Source organism: Pseudomonadota bacterium, from assembly GCA_034660915.1.
GTDB lineage: Bacteria > Desulfobacterota > Anaeroferrophillalia > Anaeroferrophillales > Anaeroferrophillaceae > DQWO01.
This window is the reverse complement of the sequence record JAYEKE010000046.1, coordinates 1-17,674: the sequence shown is the minus strand read 5'-3', so window position 1 is coordinate 17,674 and position 17,674 is coordinate 1. Positions and strand designations below refer to the sequence as shown.

Genomic DNA, 17,674 nt, shown 5'->3' with positions numbered 1-17,674 from the left:
CGATAAACAAGATAGATCAGGAAACCGAAGATTACTAAGCGAATCATGGTTTTTTATCCTCTGTTTGCATGGGGACACCACTAAAGTAATGTCCCCGATTAGCCTCCCGGAGTTGCCGGGGCCTTCTTTTTTGCTGGCGAAAGTATTTTTCCGGGCAATTTCAACACTCGCACCGGAGTCGTAATCAGCCGTTTCAAAATCCCGCCGGTTTTTCCCGCCAGGCCGCGCAGCGGAATCGCCTTAACGACAGTTTTTCCAAAAGGCCCCCGGACGGAAAAGCGCATAACTATGAAAGTTTTTCCCTCTCCGGTAACAATATAACCTACTACCGGAACCGCGGCAATAACTTTATCAATGCTCTGCAAAGGCTGGATTCCCACTTCCATATCCACCTGGTTTGCCGGCAGGGAGATACTGCCACCCACCGAGATATTAACCGCCGGCCCCTTGAGCAGCACATCATCTGTCCGCATCACCCCGTTTTCAACCTTAAAACTGCCATCCAGGAAATCATAGGGAACCCCCTGGCTTAAATCCGGCAGACGAAAGCTCAACAACTGGGAAACATTCAGCAGGGAGGCAATATTGGCCAGGACCGGAAATCGTTTCAACCGGCCTTTAACAAAGGAAAAATCTACCTTGCCGTTCAGGCTGCGCCTCCAAATTTCCGCCTCATTGCCATTCCATTTCAACCCCACATTCAGCGTCCCTCCGCCTTCAAGGGGTAAACTTTTCTCAGAATATAAAGACAAAGATTGATTGAATTGAGCCAGATTAATCTGCTGCAGGTCAACCATTAAAGAAAATAAATCCTGATCCAGATCCCAGGATCCGTTTATTTTCCCCTCGCCTTCCCATAAGGAGCCGTTCAATGGTTTAATTTCCACTCGGTTTCCGCTGACCGCTCCCTGACAGTTCAAATCATCTATTTCCATGCTCCGGCCAACAAAGCGGCCAATGCTGCTTGAAAATGAAATTTCCTGACCTGAAAAATACTGCCGGTATTGAGATAATCGGGACGTCAAGGTAGATTTTTTTTTCGGCTGCGGAAAAAAGTCAGTCAGCAAAAAATTTTCGGAAACCTGGCGCAGGGATCCATGGAAATTCCCCTGTGAATCAACCCGCAACCGGCCATTGAGGGAGAAATCAGAATCACCCCTGGCAAAAGACAGCTGATCAAGTTCAATTACCGTATCTTGCGGAAACTCAATTGAAAAATATTTCCCCGGGGTTAAATTCCCCCGGCTTTCTCCTGAGGACACTTCATCATCCACATCTCCAAAAGAAATTTTTGGCCACTGCAGGGAAAGTTTAAGATAACTTTTTCTAAAAGGTACAGGAGCTTCTGACAATATTTTACCGTCGTCGCCGACAGCCGGAACCATTGTTTTTTGCCGCCGAAAATCACCGGGAGCAAAATAATCCGACTCAGCGGTTACTTTCACCTGGAGCTGTTCACCCTCGGCACTGAAATTCCCTGACAGTTTCACCTCCGAGCTCCCATTTCGACAAAAAAACTCACGCAAGCTGAACTTTCGCCCCTGACAATCACCCACCAGGTTTACATCATCCAACTCACAAGATAATTGGGGAATGAAAACCAGCAAATGATGCAAATCAACCTGTCCATTCACCCGCAACGACAAAAGATCATCGGGAAAACCACTGATTTTCAGGGCAAAAGACGACGGTTCGTCTGTGGGGACACCGCTAAAGCAATGTCCCCAGGCAGCAGGTTTAACCTTTAACTGGGGAATAATATTTAAGTCTTCCGGGTGAACCGCCGGGGAATTCAGCGAAATATCCAGTTTTAATTTCCGTTGATCAAAGTAATCGGTGATCATACCGGCGAAGGTTAGCGGTGATTTACCAATGATAGCAGAAAATTCCTGAAACTCCAGGAAACTGGAAGAACAACGAAACTTCCCGAAAACATTCTTTAGGGACTGGTCGAGATCCGGATGCGAAATCGCTAAATCTTTGAGAACACCATTGAGTTTCCAGGTCAGCTCCGGCTTTGATGAAAGTTTGCCATCAAGACGCAAAGTCCCCGTGCAGCTGCCGCTGAGCTGCCGGCAATCAGCTGCCGCTGCTGCCAGTTTCGGCAGACGCCGGCCCAGCAACCCGGCAACGGCAACCTTGAAATCATCGTTTAATCGCAGTTCATCGGGCAGGGTAAGCACAAAAGTATCTTCCAGCGTCAACCGGGGTTCATGATACCAGCTGGAAAGGGAGCCATTTAATCGCTGCTGGAAAAATGGCGGCATATCGCAATGGAGGTCAGCAAAATCTATTTTTTCACCCGTGAGCGCCAGATTACCGGTAAGATTCTGCCAGCGCCCGGGCACTCCGGCGGTTTTAAGAGACGCCCCGGACAAGCGCAGGGTACCGCCGATCAATCCCGGTTCTATGGGTTGGTGACCTATCTCGGCGATTTCAGTATAACGACCATCAATATAAATATCACTAAGCTGCACCAGACCCCGGGGAACTTGTTCCTGCCAGAACTTTATAAACTGTAGCGGCATTATTTTAATCGGCAAATAGCGGTATATTCTCTCCAGATCAAGCTGATTGCTGGAAATTCTGGCGTTTATCCGCCCCTGACGCCCCTGACGAATATCATCCAGCCGGCAACTTCCTGAAAGACTGAAAGCATCAGAGTCAATCCTGACTTCCGGCATATCGATAGTATTATAATTTTCCCCCAGACTGAAGCTGTACGAGATTGCCAGTTTCCTGATCGGCAGGCGGGCGGCAAAAACCCGCTGGTAATCCAGGTCGGCATCACTCAGAACAATATTTCCCCGGGAAGTAAAATGGCCCAGCAGGTCACCTTTATAGCTGCCATCCACGGAAACCCGGCCCCCCACATGATGCATGGGCACATGCTTCTGGTAGTATGGCCAGTATTGATCACCATCCAGGTTTTGCCCATGAACCTGGCAATCCAGCTGGATTCTGTCCCAATCCAGGGGCCAGGAAAGGTCTTGCAAGTCCCCTTCGATACTGAGGTGACCGGTTGTGGGGACACCGCTAAAGCAATGTCCCCGATTAACCGTGGCCGCTGAGAGAAAGAATGGTGCCGGATCTGAACTTCCGGCAAGATGAAGCTTAAAATCAAGTCCCTGCAGGCGGGTGGTAACCGGTTCAAGACAAAAACGTCGATCCTCAAAAGCAACCGTCCCCTTTTTAATTTGCAAGCTGACATCGTTAAAGGTATTGCACCAGGTAAAAGGGGGAGAATTACCAGTTGAAATGGTAGTACAGTATGGTTCAGCCGGAAACATTATCTCCGGCTGCCGGAAAAGGCCACTGCCAAAAGGTTCACCTTTTACCGCCTGGAGGTGAACAACTGGAAGAATCAGGCGCACCGAAGAAATCTCCAGCTGCCGATGCAGCAAAGGCCAGATATGAAAGCCGATTTTCACCGCTTCGGCACTGATCTGCTGTTTATCACCATCAACAAGGGAAAACCCGAGCATTTTCACCCCGATTTCACGGTCCACATAAAGCTTCAGTCGCCTGATCGTAACAGTTCCGGCTACCTGACTCTGAATGGCCGTCATCACCAGGGAACGATAATTTTCCAAATCCACCAGATTCGGCAGGGAAATAAGGGCGATAAAAAACAAAAAGAGGAAAAAAGCCCCGCTGCGCAAAGTAATTTTTTTTATTTTTTTTCTCATGGCAGCTACTATAATACCCGACACAAAGTAAAACATTTAACCGCCCTGGCCCCAGAGTGCAGCAGGGTATCAGCCGCAACCGCCAGAGTTGACCCGGTAGTCATCACATCATCACAAAGCATTATCGTTTTACCCGCCAGATCAGCCGACCGGCCAAGACTGAACACCCCGTCGAGGTTGATCATTCGTGAACTCCTATGCAAACCGGCCTGCTTGGGTGTTTTCCTGGTCTTTACCAGCAGACGTTTTTTCAGCGGTTTCCCAAGGTAAAGGGCGCAACGACTGGCAATAACCAATGCCTGATTAAATCCACGTGCCCGCCAGTCTGCAGCTGCCAGCGGCACGGCGACAACCATATCCACGTCATGAAAATCAGCCCCCCAACATTCCATCGTCGTTTCTACCAGTCTTTTCACCAGGGGAAGCAGCAGGTGCCGCTGCTGATATTTCCACCGATGGATAAGCTCCATCATCATACCTTCGTAGTGGAATCCTGAACGAATCAGTGCCACATGGTGACCAATTCCCCGAGGCTGCAGCACACAGGCATGTTTTCCACCATTATCCCCATAGGGATAGCCACATTTTTTACAAACAAGTCTGGTTATTGCCTTAAAACTGGAAGCACATTCGGGACAAAGAAAGGGTGTATAAGCTGAAGGGCTGGGTAAGCTGAAAAAAGGACTGCCGGCAGGATGACGACAGAGCAGGCAGTGGCGGGCAAAAAGCAAAGATCCGAGTGAGTATAAAAATGGGGACAGACCTTGTTTTTCTGCATTGATCATAACTTTTTTGCACGACAAAAAGAAAATGAAAAAACGGAGTCTGTCCCCATTTTTATACATCCTCAATATTATAAAATCAAGGATTTCCCGGTCATTTCCAGCGGGATAGCCAAACCCATAATTTCCAGGATAGTGGGAGCCAGATCCGCCAGAGAAACACTATCTCGCACCTGCCGACCGATAAACTGCTCACTTATGACAATACAAGGTACCGGATTCGTACTGTGGGCGGTTACCGGCTCACCTTCAGGGCTCAACATCTGCTCAACATTACCGTGATCAGCGGTAAAAAGAACCACCCCACCCACGTCCATAGTTTTATTCACCACTTGGCCGACACAAGCATCAACCGCTTCACAGGCCTGGATGGCAGCCGCCATGTTTCCCGTATGCCCGACCATGTCACCATTGGCAAAATTCAGGATAACCAGCTGGTACTTCTTCATCTCCAGGCGCCGGACCACTTCAGCCGCCACTTCATAGGCACTCATCTGTGGCTTTTCATCGTAGGTTTTCACCTCCCGGGGCGAGGGAATAAGGCAGTGCTCTTCTCCGGGAAAAGGTTCCTCCCGGCCACCGTTGAAAAAAAAGGTCACATGGGCATATTTTTCGGTTTCAGCAATATGCAGTTGCCGCAAACCGGCAGCCGCCACCACCTCAGCCAGCACATTTTTCAATTCCTCCGGTGGGAAAGCCACCGGCAGGTCAAAAGAAGCGTCATATTCGCTAAAACAGACATAGGAACTCAAGGATAATGATTGTCCACGGTCAAAGGCATTGAAATCCTTCTCAGTGAAAGCCCTGGTAATTTCCCGGGCCCGATCGGCACGAAAATTAAAAAAGATAATGCCGTCACCGTCATGAATACCAGCCCCTTGACCTTGGCCGTCAACCAATACCGTCGGTTTGACAAATTCATCCGTTTCCCCGGCTTCATAGGCGACATCGATGGCCACGGAAACATTTTCAGCCTTACGGCCCTGGCCGCCGACCAGAGTCTCATAAGCCTCTTGCACCCGTTCCCAACGCTGATCCCGATCCATGGCGTAAAAACGCCCCATGATGGTCGCTATGCGACCGGTTCCCAGTTCATCAAGATATCGCTGAAAATCCTCAAGATATCTTTTGGCACTGGTGGGCGGCGTATCGCGACCGTCAAGAAAGGCATGAATAAATACCTGTGGTAAACCACGATCGGCAGCCATTTCCAGCAGGGCTTTTAAATGATCAAGATGACTGTGAACCCCGCCGTCTGAAAACAGCCCCATAAGATGGAGGGTCCCTCCGGCACTACTGATTTTCTCCATGCTCTCCAACAACACCTGGTTATTGGCAAATGTTCCATCGGCGATACTTTTGGAAATTCGGGTCAGGTCCTGATAGACAACGCGGCCGGCACCCATGTTAAGATGACCAACCTCGGAATTGCCCATCTGCCCTGCCGGCAGGCCAACCGCCAGGCCTGAAGCCTGCAACGTTGTCTGGGGATAACGTTGAAAAAGCCGGTCAATCACCGGCGTTTTCGCCTGGGCGATGGCATTCCCTTCCACTGCCGCAGAAACACCCCAGCCATCGGCAATAATCAAGACCACACATTCAGGTTTACTCTTCATCCAGCCTGTTCCTTGAAGGTCACCAAGTCCGCGGATAATTCATAGGTATTATAATGTCCGCATCCAGGACAACGGGGCAACCAGCCAGCGGCATGACGCTGGCAATGATTACAGATAAAAACCAGGGGCGGATTTTCCTCCAGCCCCATGGCTTCCTTGAACTGATCCGCCGCCTCATTTAACTGGTGTGACTGCCGGTAGGCAAGCTCACCAGCCAGCATTTTAATCAACGGATTATTAACCTCCTGTTTCTTAAGCTCGGCAAGCAACCCGGCTGCCCGCTCAAGCCGCTGTTGTCGCAAGCAGAAAAAAGCAAATAAAAGGCGGGCCGGCCAATAATCCTGGTAGCGGGAAACAGCTTTACGATAATATTTTGCTACCATTTCCTCACCGTTTTCAGACGCTGACAAAAGCAGCCGCTCACCTTCCAGTAGAAACCAGGCATTGGGTTGCCGGCTGTATCCCTGTTTTAATGCCGCCAGGGCGGTCTCAATTCTTTTCGGATTCTGCAGCTCCTGTTCCGCCATCGTAGCCTGGAGAATATAAGCCGGGACGTATTTCTGATTTCTGTCCAATACCTCTTTCAGGGACTGTTCAGCAGCTTCCCGGTTCCCGGCATGCCACTGCTGCACTGCCAGCTCATAACGGCAATTATCCAACTGGACCGCAATTTCAGCCTGTTGTTCTTTATTTTTTGCCGCTTTCGCAATTTTTCCCAATTCCTGCCAGGCGGCAATGGCTTCCTGCCAGTAGGTCTGGGCCATCAGTTTATCCACCAGCAGGTTCAGGATTGAAACATTTTTGGGATAACGACCTTTCAGATAATTGAGATAGTTAAGTAAACGCAAATCATCGCCCAGAGATTCCAGCACCTCAGCCTTGAGCCATTGGAGACAACTGTCATCGGGATCGATTTTCAACCCGTCTTCAATAATCTCCATGGCCGCTTGCGGCTCTCCGGCATCCAGCTTGACCCGGATCAAATCCCGACGAATTTCCTGGTTCTCCCCATCCAGTTTCAAAGCCCGCTTCAGCTGTTTGGCAGCTTTTTTATAATCGGCAGCCAGCCAGCTTTCCAGGCCCTGCCTGGTCACCTGTACTGCCTGTTGAATCTGCCGATGTCCTTTTCGCTGCTTGAACTCACGAGAATAACGAAAAATAGATTTGGCGCTAAACAAAAATATCATTACCAGACCGCCAGCGGCAAAGGAAAGCAGAATAAAAAACGGCAGGGATCCATGGGTATCAAGACCAGTTGCCAGATGCAGGGTCAAGGATTGGGGATTGAGATACAACAGGTAGGAAAACAATAACAGAAACAGCAATCCAAACAGGAGCAGGAAACGATAGATCATCAGATTCTCTCTTTGTAAAAAACATTTTCAGCTTGCATGGCACCCACAGTACTTGCGCGCTTAGAGCTTTTTCTGTAATTCATCTCTTTGGATATCGCCATCACGCAAAATTTGAGCAAGAAACCCACGACCAAAATTCTTTCATTATTTTTCCTTCCTTAAACTCATGGTTGTATTATTGCGCATTGTCTGAGTGGAAGCGAACAAAGAAGATGAATCTGTTACGAAGCCATCAATCAATAGTGATATGGCTCCCCCCGCAAAATAGTCAGTGCCCGGTAGAGCTGTTCCAGCAGCAGAACCCGGGCCATCTCATGGGTAAAAGTCATGGGGGAAAGCGACAGCTGGAAATCTGCCTGTTCCAGGACCTCTGCAGCCAGGCCATAAGGTCCAGCAGCCAGAAAATTTATTCCAGCTCTGCCACTTTCAAGCTGCCGCGAGAGAAAACCGGCAAATTCCAAGGTGGTAAACGCTCTGCCATGTTCGGTCAGAACAACCCGAAAAAAATTATCCCTGGTTAATGTCTGGATCAACTGTGGGGCCTGACGCCGACAAAACTGCCGGGGATCTTCTTTGCTCCCCAGGCGCATTTCTTTTATTTCCCGATGCTCGACCGGAACATAGCGTTGCAGCCGCTGCAGATAACCGTCAATTTCAACTTGCAGCCGGGAGTTTCTGGTCTTGCCGACAAAGGTAAATCTCAACTGCACGCAAGCAGCCCATGGGAAAAATCCAGGCGTGGGGCGTCACTCCAGATCCCTTCCAGATCATAAAACGCTCTGACCGGTTCATGAAAAATATGGACAATAATATCTCCATAGTCCAGCAGAATCCAGTTTCCCGCTTTCAAGCCTTCAACTCCAAGCGGCAGCATCCCCTGTTTTTTCATTTCAATCTGGATATTTTCAGCCAGGGCCTGGACGTGACGATCCGAATGACCGTTGCAGACAATCAAAATGTCAGTAACCGATGACAACCCCCGCAAATCAAGGGCCACGATGTTTTCACCCTTTTTATCCTCAATCGCCCGGTAAACAGCCGTCGCCTTTGCTGACAGGTTCGCTAAAATATCGATATCAACCTCATATTAAAAAATTAATAATTCAACCAATGCTTCGCCTGCTTGTCGCCCTGCTGCGCACGGGGTCAGAATTGAATTCTGTCCCCACATCGAGACTAGCCTAACTGCTGCGGTACAAGTCATGTTCCAGGATATAATCATTAACAGCGTCCGGCACCAGACAAGTGATGGAATATCCCCATTGCCGTTCCCTGCGGATCATACTTGAAGAAATATCCAGCCTGGTAACCGACTGAAAATAAACCCGATTGCCACTATGATGACAATAAACTCCTTCTTTTTCATAACAAAAATCAGCCCTTGTGGCAACGGGAAAAATATCCATGTTCCCGTCATCCAGCCAGCCGGGCTCAGACCCTGAGCGGGACATAACCACAAAATGACTGACGCCAAACAATTGCCGGTAAGATTTCCAGGTGGAAATTTCACTAAAAGCATCCCAGCCGATAATAAAATAAAGTTCGTGACCGATTTTTTTCCGGAAGCCGGTGAGGGTATCGATGGAATAGGAAGTACCGCCTTTATCCAGTTCATAAGTGGAACAGTGAAATTTTGCCTCTCCCCGGATGGCCAGTTCTACCATCGCCAGGCGCTGTGCTGCCGATCCAACCCGGACATTCTGTTTGTGGGGCGGTATCGCTGCCGGCATGAAAAAAAGTTCATCCAGCCCACAGGCCCGACATACCTCCGCCGCCGCCCGCAGATGGCCACAATGAATCGGGTCAAAGGTGCCGCCAAAGACACCTACCCGTTTATTGACGGATCTGTCCATCACCATAAATAATATATTTAGTCGTCGTTAAGCCTTCCAGACCCATGGGACCATAGGCATGGAGTTTGGTAGTGCTGATGCCGATCTCCGCCCCCATCCCCATCTGGCCGCCATCACTGAAGCGGGTTGAAGCATTAACCATCACTACGGAAGAATTAACCCGCTGCAAGAATGCCTGGGCCTGATGGTATTCAGTGGTCACAATGGCTTCCGTATGATCAGAACCGTAGCGGTTGATATGGTCTATGGCCTGGTCCAGATCATCCACCACCCGCACTGCCAGAGTCAGAGTCAGATATTCGGCATACCAGTCTTCCTCCGTCGCCGGCAGGAAATCGGGAACTATGGCCCGGGACCGCTCACAAGCACGCACTTCAACTCCGGAATTTTTTAAAGCCGCGGCCATCAGCGGCAGAAAATCAGCGGCGCTCTGCTGGTGAACCAAAAGGGTTTCCAGGGCATTACAAACCCCCGGCCGCTGGGTTTTCGCATTGATGACGATATCCCTGGCCATGGTATAATCGGCATGCTCATCCACAAATACATGGCAGACGCCCTTATAATGTTTAATCACCGGAATGCGGGAATTGGCCACCACAAAGCGGATCAGACCCTCACCACCCCGGGGAATGATCAGATCGATATATTCTTCCAGTTTGAGCATCTCGGTAATGGCTTCCCGATCAGTCAGGGAAACCACCTGGATAACATCACCGGGAATGGAGGTCTGCCGCAGGGCTGTCTGCAAGACCTCCAGGATTGCCAGGTTGGAATGGATGGCTTCCGAACCGCCCCTGAGCAGCACTCCGTTTCCCGCTTTCAGGCATAAACCAGCCGCATCGGCGGTTACATTGGGCCGGGACTCATAAATCATCCCGACAACTCCCAGGGGAATCCGCATTTTACCGACCATCAGGTTGTTGGGACGTTTCCACATCCGGGTTATTTCACCAACGGGATCCGGAAATGACGCCACCTCTTCCAGACCGGCAGCCATGGATTCAATCACATCGTCACTCAAGGTCAAACGGTCAATCATGGCGGCTGACAGGCCTTGTTTTTCCGCTTCGATTAAATCCAGCTGGTTTTTTTTCTGCAAAAAAGCCCGCTGATTGCGTAAACCGGCAGCCATCAGCTGCAAAGCCCGGTCTTTTTCCGTCGTCCCGGTAGCCGCCAGAACCCGGGATGCTTTTTTTACCTTTTGCGCCAACGAGATTATTTCCGCTGCCAGGATCATGATTCCTTTTCCTCTCTTTAAACCTTTACACCTTAAACCTTACACCTTACACCTTTATCCTTTATCCTTTATCCTTTATCCTTTATCCTTTATCCTTCATCAACCACCACCAGGTTATCCCGATGAATAACCTCATCCACCGAATGATAACCCAGGGCTGCTTCAATCTCCCAGGAATGACATCCATTGATTCTATTCACTTCATCCACGGCATAGTTAGAAAGTCCGCGGGCGATCTCCCTGCCCTCTTCATCATGGCAGGAAACCGGATCGCCAATCCCAAAGCTGCCCTCGGTTTTAAGGATGCCGGAAGGCAGCAAGCTTTTACCGCCCCTGATAATGGCCCGCACCGCGCCCTGATCGAGAACCAGAACACCCCGGGATTTTACCCCATAGGCCAACCAGTGTTTACGACAGGTCAAACGGTTTTCCCGGGGCAGAAACAGGGTTCCTTCCTCTTCACCGGCCAGAACCCGACTCACAATTCCGGAACGTTTGCCGTTGGCGATGATCGTCGGAATCCCGTAAGCCACCGCCTTTTTCACCCCCTGGAGTTTACCGACCATCCCGCCGCTCCCCAGGGAACTGCCGCTTAAACCAGCCAGAGACTCAATATTACTGTCTACTTCGGGGACCAGGGATAGAAGCTCAGCCCGGGGATTAACTTTTGGATCTTCAGCATAAAATCCGTCAATATCAGTAAGCATCATCAACAGATCAACTTCAACCATAGAGGTCAACAACGCCGCCAGGTTATCGTTATCACCAAATTTGATTTCCCTGACCACTACCGTATCATTCTCATTCACTATCGGAATCACGCCCTGTTGCAGCAGGGTGGCAATGGTATTTCGGGCATTCAGGTAACGTCGACGATTATGGATATCATCGCCAGTCAGCAAAACTTGGGCCACCACCTGCTTATAGCGGGCAAAAGCCTGTTCATACTGCCACATGAGACGCACCTGACCAACCGCGGCGCAAGCCTGTTTCTCCGGAATGGTGGCCGGGGGCTGCTGATAGCCCAGCACACCACGGCCGGCAGCCACCGCGCCGGAGGTAACAATAACAAATCGATATCCCCGCTCGATCAGCCGGGAAATCTCGGTCGCAAAGCGGGAGAAGAAATCAACATCCAGCCGCCCATTGTCAGCAGTCAAAACGGCACTGCCCAATTTGACCACCACCAGACTGGTGTTTTTCAATATAGAAGTACGCCTACTGTCCCGGGTGTCCTTTTCCCCCATTCTTTTTCCTTCATCCAAAATAATGGCTAATAACTAAATTAAGCGATTAGCTTTTAGCACTTAGCTATTAGCTCAATAATTACAATATTTTCAATATTATACATGGTAAACATTCGACTACGTTTTCAGAAAAGATAAAAATACTCTCACAGAGGCACAAAGTCACAGAGAACCCGAGTCATTTGCCCTCTGTGACTCCGTGTCTCTGTGAGAAATAATAAAAATTTGTCAATCTATAGACAAAGTCGAATATTTACTATACATGCTCACCCGATGGGTGTTGTTACTAATCAACTCAACTTTCTGAGTTATTTAAGTAATTGAAATAAAAGTATATTTTTGTCGTTTCAACTATATGTTTTTTGCTTTTCTCAGCGTCTTTGCGCCTTTGCGCGAGGCAAAAAGCATATGGCGTGCAGAAACATATGGAAATGTTCAACTATAAAATCAATAAATTACAGATTTATACGATTTCCAAAGCAACGCAGAAAGTTGACTAATCAACTTAAAGCCCTGATTATTAAAAGCTAAATGCTAATGGCTAACCGCTAATAGCTCAGCTCAGGTAACTGAAAAATTCATGCCGGCATCAAACACATCGGCTGCTCTTTATGGTTACTAATGCAAAAGTCTTCCCTTGTCAACGCTTTGCCGTCAAGCCTGCATCAAGAAATTTTACTTGTATTTTTCATGGGTATTGTGATAACTATCACGACAAGCTTAAATCTGGAGAGGGTTATAGGGACATGAAACAGAAAGATATCAAGATTCCGGAAGCAACGATAAGGCGTCTATCCGCTTACATCAACTGCTTGGAAAGACTGGATCACAAGGGATACCAGGTGGTTTCATCTGAACTACTGGGGGAATCCTGCCAGGTAAGCCCGGCCCAGATTCGTAAAGATTTATCCTATTTCGGCGAATTCGGGGTCCGGGGGGTTGGCTATGCCACCAAAAACCTGGCAGAAGAGATTAAAGTAATTCTCGGGCTGGATTGCATCTGGCCTACCGTGCTGGTGGGTGTGGGACATCTTGGCCATGCCCTGCTGAATTTCACCTCTATCCGGGAACATGGCTATCGCATGGTTGCCGCTTTCGACAGCGACCCCGGAAAAATCGGCATGGAGGTGTCGGAAGGGCTCCATATCCAACCCATCGAGGAACTGGTAAAAACCACCAGCCGGGAGAAAGCCACTATCGGCATCATCACTGTGCCGGCTTCCAGTGCCCAGGCTACTGCTGATCTGCTGGCTGAAGGTGGAGTAAGCGGCATCCTCAATTTTGCCCCTTTCAAAGTCAAGGTTCCGGACAACATCACCATGAGGAATGTCTCCATTGTCAGCGAGCTGGACACCCTGGCCTACTTGCTCTCCAGCAAGAAGCCACGGCGCCGGCAGAAAAAAAGTAAATAGCATTACCTATTTTTAAGCACTTTGCCAAGATAACAGCCGGTGGCAGAAACTTCAATGCCGGCAACTTCTTCCGGGGTACCGGTGGCAATTACTTTTCCTCCTTTATCGCCCCCTTCCGGCCCCAGATCGATAATATAATCAGCCACCTTGATCACCTCCAGGTTATGTTCAACCACCAGCACAGTATTCCCGCCATCCACCAGGCGTTGCAACACCTGTAAGAGCTGGCGGACATCGTGAAAATGCAGGCCGGTGGTCGGTTCATCCAGCAGGTAAAAAGTCCTGCCGGTGGCCCGTTTTCCCAGTTCCCGGGACAATTTCACCCGCTGGGCTTCTCCTCCCGACAGGGTAACCGCCGCCTGTCCCAGGGTTATGTAGCCTAGACCCACATCCTGCAATGATTGCAACCGAACGATGATTCGCGGGATAGCGGCAAAAAATTCAGCTGCCTGGTTGACAGTCATGGACAGCACCTCGGCAATATCTTTGCCTTTATAACGAACTTCCAGGGTATCCCGATTAAAACGGCTGCCGCTGCAGGTGTCACAGGTAACAAAAACATCCGGCAAAAAATGCATTTCAACCCGCATCATTCCCTCGCCCCGACAGGCTTCACAACGGCCACCCTTGACATTGAAACTGAAACGGCCGGGACTATAACCACGCACCCGGGACTCGGGCAGGGCGGCAAACAATTCCCGGATCAGGGTAAAAACCCCGGTATAAGTGGCCGGATTGGAACGGGGCGTCCGGCCGATGGGACTCTGATCAATATTAATCACTTTATCAAGGTAATGCAGGCCGCTGATTGACTTCACCGGACCGGCTACTTTCCGGGAATCATGAAGATAGTTGTGCAGGGACGGATACAGGGTATCATTCACCAGGCTGCTCTTGCCGGAACCGGAGACACCGGTAACACAGATGAACAAACCCAGGGGCAGATCCACGGCAATGGATTTAAGGTTGTGAATGGTCAATCCCCCCAGGGACAAGCGCCGGCTGGTAACAGTCCGACGTTTTTTCGGTACCTCAATAAACTGCCGACCGGAAAGATACTGCCCGGTGAGAGAATTTCCGGCCGCGATCTCCGCCGGTGATCCCTGGGCCACCATTTTACCGCCCAGACGGCCGGCCCCGGGACCCATATCGATCACGTGATCAGCCCGCATGATCGTCTCCTGATCATGTTCCACCACAATCAGGGTATTCTGCAGATCACGCAGCCGAAACAGCGACGCCAGCAGTTTTTCATTATCCCGCTGGTGCAGGCCGATGCTTGGTTCATCCAGCACATACAAGACCCCGGTCAAACCCGAGCCAATCTGGGTGGCCAGGCGGATCCGCTGGGACTCTCCACCGGAAAGGGTCGCTGATTCCCGGGCCAGGGTCAGGTAATCAAGCCCCACATCAAGGAGAAAAGAAAGACGCTGGGCAAGTTCTAAGAGTACCCGCCCGGCAATGGCCTGCTGGGTAGGCGGCAGGGACAAGTCCTGAATAAAAGCCAAGGCCCGGGGTAAAGGCAGAGAAGTCAGCTCATGGATATTCAGGCCGGCTATTTTCACGTGCAGACTCAAGGGCTTTAACCGGCTGCCGCCGCAGTCAGGACAGGGAACCGGAGAAAGATAGCGGCGCAATTCGTCATCAGCGCCATCCTGGGCCTTGAGTTTGCGTTCCAGTGCCGGAATCACCCCTTCAAATTTACGCTTCGGCACCCGTCCATGCCGTCCTTCGGCCAGCAGTCCGGGAATCTTTTCCTCGCCGCTGCCATAAAGAACCAGCTGCTGAACCTCCGGAGACAGAGTTGCAAAAGGCTGATAAAGATCAAAACCATAATGGCGGGAAAGGGGCAGGAGAACATGCTCCTGGTAAAAAGGCTGGGAGCGGTGCCAGGGGGCGATGGCCCCTTCCCGTAATGAAAGACCGGAATTGGGAACCACCAGTTGGGGATCAAAAAGCTGTTCGCTTCCCAGGCCGGCACACCGGGGACAGGCCCCGTAAGGATTATTGAAAGAAAACAGCCTCGGAGATATCTCGGCAAAACTGATACCACAGCGGATGCAGGCCAAACGGGTGGAAAAGAAAAGCCGCTCCCCATCCACCACCTGCACCGCCACCACCTCATCGGCCTTGGTCAGTGCCAGCTCAATGGAATCGGTCAAGCGGCGCTGGATGTTTTCCTGCACCACCAAACGATCAACCACCAGGGCAATATCATGAATCCGGTAACGATCAAGCTCCGGGACTTCTTCCAGCGGGTAAATCCGGCCATCCACTTCAACCCGAAGAAAACCTTCACGAAGCAGATCGGCAAACAGCTGGCGATATTCACCCTTGCGCCCCTGCACCAGGGGAGCCAGAATCAGCAACCGGCTCCCGGATGGTAAAGCGATCACCGCGTCAACAATCTGGGCAACCGTCTGCGAACTGATCTCCTGCCCGCACTGGTAGCAATAGGGGGTTCCCACCCGGGCGTAAAGCAGTCGCAGGTAGTCATAAATCTCGGTTACGGTCCCCACAGTAGAACGGGGATTATGGGAAACCCGCTTCTGTTCGATCGCGATGGCCGGTGATAAACCGGTAATCTCGTCCACATCCGGTTTATCCATCAACTGCAGGAACTGACGGGCATAGGCCGACAGAGACTCTACATAACGACGCTGGCCCTCGGCATAGATGGTATCAAAAGCCAGGGAGGATTTACCGGAACCACTCAAACCGGTAACCACCACCAGCTGATGGCGGGGAATCTCCAGATCAATATTCTGCAGATTATGTTCCCGGGCACCTTTAATGCTAATACTGTCCATAATACCTTAGTTAATCACCTTGCTATCTTACTGCAAACTGTCCTATATTAGCGAAAACGGACTGGAGTTTACCTTTTTTTTAACAAAGTGTCAAAACGAATAGTGATCAGGAATTCCCCTGAAAATGAGGTTAAAGATGAAAAAACTATGTACCTGGCTGCTGATAACCGTCTGTATCCTCGGATTCAGTCATCAGCTGTCGGCCACCACCACCAGCCAAAAGTCTGAACCCCTGCGCCTCGTCTACATCGGGGGCATTAACGGTTATCTTAATCTTTGCGGCTGACACCGCCACCAGATGGGCGGTCTGCCCCGACAAAAGACGATCATCACGGCCATGCAGCAGGAACACCCCGCGAACCAATTGCTGCTGATCAACACCGGCAACCTGACCAAACCATCCATCAAAAGGGACTATGAACTCAATCGCCGGCAGACTTCCATCATCACCAAAGTTTATCAGCAGATGGACTGTGATGTCCTGACCCCCGGATTCCAGGAACTCATTGATGGTAATATGATTATCACCGCACTGGTGAAGGCCGCCGGAACCATGCCGCTGGTATGCAGCAACCTGAAGAATGTCAATAAACTGGGAATCAAACCCTATGTCGTACTGCATAAAAGCGGTCGTAAAATCCTCATTACTTCTCTGATGGACCCCAGGGTGGGGAAAAAAGCCATTCATGGACTACGGATTGAGGAGCCGGCTGCCAGCCTGAAAAAAATTCTTGCCGCCGTGCCCCATGATCTGGCTATCACTGTCCTCCATTTTTCCGACCGCAAGGCCAGAAAAATAATCAGTCAGGTACCCGGCATTGATCTGGCTATCCTGGCTACCCAACGGGGCATCATGGCCACCCCGGAGGCTGCCGGGAAAAGCTACCTGGTCAAAAACAACAATCACGGCAAAACAGTTAACTACCTTGACTGGGATTTCGCCAGCCGGAAACCGATAAAGTACAGCAGCCTGAAAGTCAGTAAAGAAGATATAAAGCCGGAGCCAAAAATCGCCAAACTGGTCAATGATTATGAAATCTGGCTGAGAAATTATTATATCAGGCTGGAAAAAGCAGCGGACGAAAGCGGCACGGATGAACAGCAGACTTCAACCTACGTGGGTTTCCAGACCTGCGCCCAATGCCATCCGGAGATTGTCGCTGACTGGAAAACCAGCCGCCACGGGCGGGCGTATGCCAGCCTGCAGAAAAAATGCAAAGACTACTGTCCGGACTGTCTGCCCTGCCATGTCACCGGCAAAAAAAATCCTTTAAACGGGGTTGGGTTTTTGAGTCCGAAAAAAACCCCGCATTTATTCGATGTCCAGTGTGAGCAGTGCCACGGTTCAGCCCACCAGCATGTCAAAAATCCCAAAAAGCCGTATGGCGTGACCATCACCCAGGATACCTGCATCGTCTGCCATACGGGCCAGAGTGATCCCGAATTTTCTTTTGACCATAAAATCGACCTGGTCAATCATTAAAAAAGCTTTTAGTACCTTACTCCTGAAAGTCTGTCACTATTTTCAGTACCCCCTTGAGGGGTAAAAAAAACAAGAAATTGTTAAGTGCTTCACGGGTTCTTTGCCGTCAGGCAAAGGTTCCGATGAAGAAACTTATGCAAGGCTAAGTGCTTCACGGGTTCTTTGCCGTCAGGCAAAGGTTCCGATGAAG

General features: G+C 50.2%; 13 protein-coding genes. 3 read left to right on the top strand and 10 right to left on the bottom strand.

Annotation, left to right across the window (positions count from 1 at the left end):
* Positions 1 to 98: 98 nt before the first annotated feature.
* The 9 genes from U9P07_02680 to proB form a co-directional block, all read right to left on the bottom strand.
* Positions 99 to 3,689: an AsmA-like C-terminal domain-containing protein gene (locus tag U9P07_02680; protein ID MEA2108314.1), complete on the bottom strand. Its 3,591-nt coding sequence runs from the start codon at positions 3,687 to 3,689 to the stop codon at positions 99 to 101.
* Positions 3,690 to 3,697: 8 nt separating this feature from the next.
* Positions 3,698 to 4,474 (bottom strand): ComF family protein, encoded by a 777-nt coding sequence (locus U9P07_02675; protein MEA2108313.1) that lies wholly within the window; start codon positions 4,472 to 4,474, stop codon positions 3,698 to 3,700.
* Positions 4,475 to 4,542: 68 nt separating this feature from the next.
* Positions 4,543 to 6,087, bottom strand: coding sequence for a 2,3-bisphosphoglycerate-independent phosphoglycerate mutase (gpmI, locus tag U9P07_02670; GenBank protein ID MEA2108312.1), 1,545 nt, complete (start codon positions 6,085 to 6,087; stop codon positions 4,543 to 4,545).
* Entirely contained in the window at positions 6,084 to 7,442 is a 1,359-nt protein-coding gene (locus U9P07_02665; GenBank protein ID MEA2108311.1) for a tetratricopeptide repeat protein, read from the bottom strand. The genes gpmI and U9P07_02665 overlap by 4 nt, the downstream gene beginning before the upstream one ends.
* 236 nt (positions 7,443 to 7,678) lie before the next feature.
* Positions 7,679 to 8,152 (bottom strand): 23S rRNA (pseudouridine(1915)-N(3))-methyltransferase RlmH, encoded by a 474-nt coding sequence (locus tag U9P07_02660; protein ID MEA2108310.1) that lies wholly within the window; start codon positions 8,150 to 8,152, stop codon positions 7,679 to 7,681.
* Entirely contained in the window at positions 8,143 to 8,499 is a 357-nt protein-coding gene (rsfS, locus tag U9P07_02655; protein MEA2108309.1) for a ribosome silencing factor, read from the bottom strand. The genes U9P07_02660 and rsfS overlap by 10 nt, the downstream gene beginning before the upstream one ends.
* A 124-nt stretch (positions 8,500 to 8,623) precedes the next feature.
* The gene (nadD, locus tag U9P07_02650) at positions 8,624 to 9,295 is read right to left on the bottom strand and encodes a nicotinate-nucleotide adenylyltransferase (GenBank protein MEA2108308.1); all 672 of its coding nucleotides are present in this window, start codon (positions 9,293 to 9,295) and stop codon (positions 8,624 to 8,626) included.
* On the bottom strand, positions 9,276 to 10,532 hold the full coding sequence (locus U9P07_02645; protein ID MEA2108307.1) for a glutamate-5-semialdehyde dehydrogenase: 1,257 nt from the start codon (positions 10,530 to 10,532) through the stop codon (positions 9,276 to 9,278). The genes nadD and U9P07_02645 overlap by 20 nt, the downstream gene beginning before the upstream one ends.
* Positions 10,533 to 10,621: 89 nt before the next feature.
* Positions 10,622 to 11,779 carry a glutamate 5-kinase gene (gene proB, locus U9P07_02640; GenBank protein MEA2108306.1) on the bottom strand — a complete coding sequence of 386 codons (1,158 nt, stop codon included), beginning with the start codon at positions 11,777 to 11,779 and terminating at the stop codon, positions 10,622 to 10,624.
* A gap of 746 nt (positions 11,780 to 12,525) precedes the next feature.
* Here proB and U9P07_02635 point away from each other — a divergent pair.
* The gene (locus U9P07_02635) at positions 12,526 to 13,191 is read left to right on the top strand and encodes a redox-sensing transcriptional repressor Rex (GenBank protein ID MEA2108305.1); all 666 of its coding nucleotides are present in this window, start codon (positions 12,526 to 12,528) and stop codon (positions 13,189 to 13,191) included.
* Positions 13,192 to 13,193: 2 nt separating this feature from the next.
* Here U9P07_02635 and uvrA read toward each other — a convergent pair whose 3' ends face one another.
* Entirely contained in the window at positions 13,194 to 16,001 is a 2,808-nt protein-coding gene (gene uvrA / locus U9P07_02630; protein ID MEA2108304.1) for an excinuclease ABC subunit UvrA, read from the bottom strand.
* A 136-nt stretch (positions 16,002 to 16,137) separates the two neighbouring features.
* Between uvrA and U9P07_02625 the strand changes: the two genes are divergently transcribed.
* Positions 16,138 to 16,287: a hypothetical protein gene (locus tag U9P07_02625; protein MEA2108303.1), complete on the top strand. Its 150-nt coding sequence runs from the start codon at positions 16,138 to 16,140 to the stop codon at positions 16,285 to 16,287.
* Between the two features lie 12 nt (positions 16,288 to 16,299).
* Positions 16,300 to 17,484 (top strand): multiheme c-type cytochrome, encoded by a 1,185-nt coding sequence (locus tag U9P07_02620; protein MEA2108302.1) that lies wholly within the window; start codon positions 16,300 to 16,302, stop codon positions 17,482 to 17,484.
* The last annotated feature ends 190 nt before the right edge of the window (positions 17,485 to 17,674 follow it).

Bases quoted from the DNA above. Each gene is read 5' to 3' on its own strand.
- U9P07_02625 (MEA2108303.1), top strand. From the start codon at position 16,138: ATGAAAAAACTATGTACCTGGCTGCTGATAACCGTCTGTATCCTCGGA.
- U9P07_02635 (MEA2108305.1), top strand. From the start codon at position 12,526: ATGAAACAGAAAGATATCAAGATTCCGGAAGCAACGATAAGGCGTCTA.
- U9P07_02645 (MEA2108307.1), bottom strand. From the start codon at position 10,532: ATGATCCTGGCAGCGGAAATAATCTCGTTGGCGCAAAAGGTAAAAAAA.
- gpmI (MEA2108312.1), bottom strand. From the start codon at position 6,087: ATGAAGAGTAAACCTGAATGTGTGGTCTTGATTATTGCCGATGGCTGG.
- proB (MEA2108306.1), bottom strand. From the start codon at position 11,779: ATGGGGGAAAAGGACACCCGGGACAGTAGGCGTACTTCTATATTGAAA.
- U9P07_02665 (MEA2108311.1), bottom strand. From the start codon at position 7,442: ATGATCTATCGTTTCCTGCTCCTGTTTGGATTGCTGTTTCTGTTATTG.
- U9P07_02680 (MEA2108314.1), bottom strand. From the start codon at position 3,689: ATGAGAAAAAAAATAAAAAAAATTACTTTGCGCAGCGGGGCTTTTTTC.
- U9P07_02675 (MEA2108313.1), bottom strand. From the start codon at position 4,474: ATGATCAATGCAGAAAAACAAGGTCTGTCCCCATTTTTATACTCACTC.
- U9P07_02620 (MEA2108302.1), top strand. From the start codon at position 16,300: ATGGGCGGTCTGCCCCGACAAAAGACGATCATCACGGCCATGCAGCAG.
- uvrA (MEA2108304.1), bottom strand. From the start codon at position 16,001: ATGGACAGTATTAGCATTAAAGGTGCCCGGGAACATAATCTGCAGAAT.
- nadD (MEA2108308.1), bottom strand. From the start codon at position 9,295: ATGGACAGATCCGTCAATAAACGGGTAGGTGTCTTTGGCGGCACCTTT.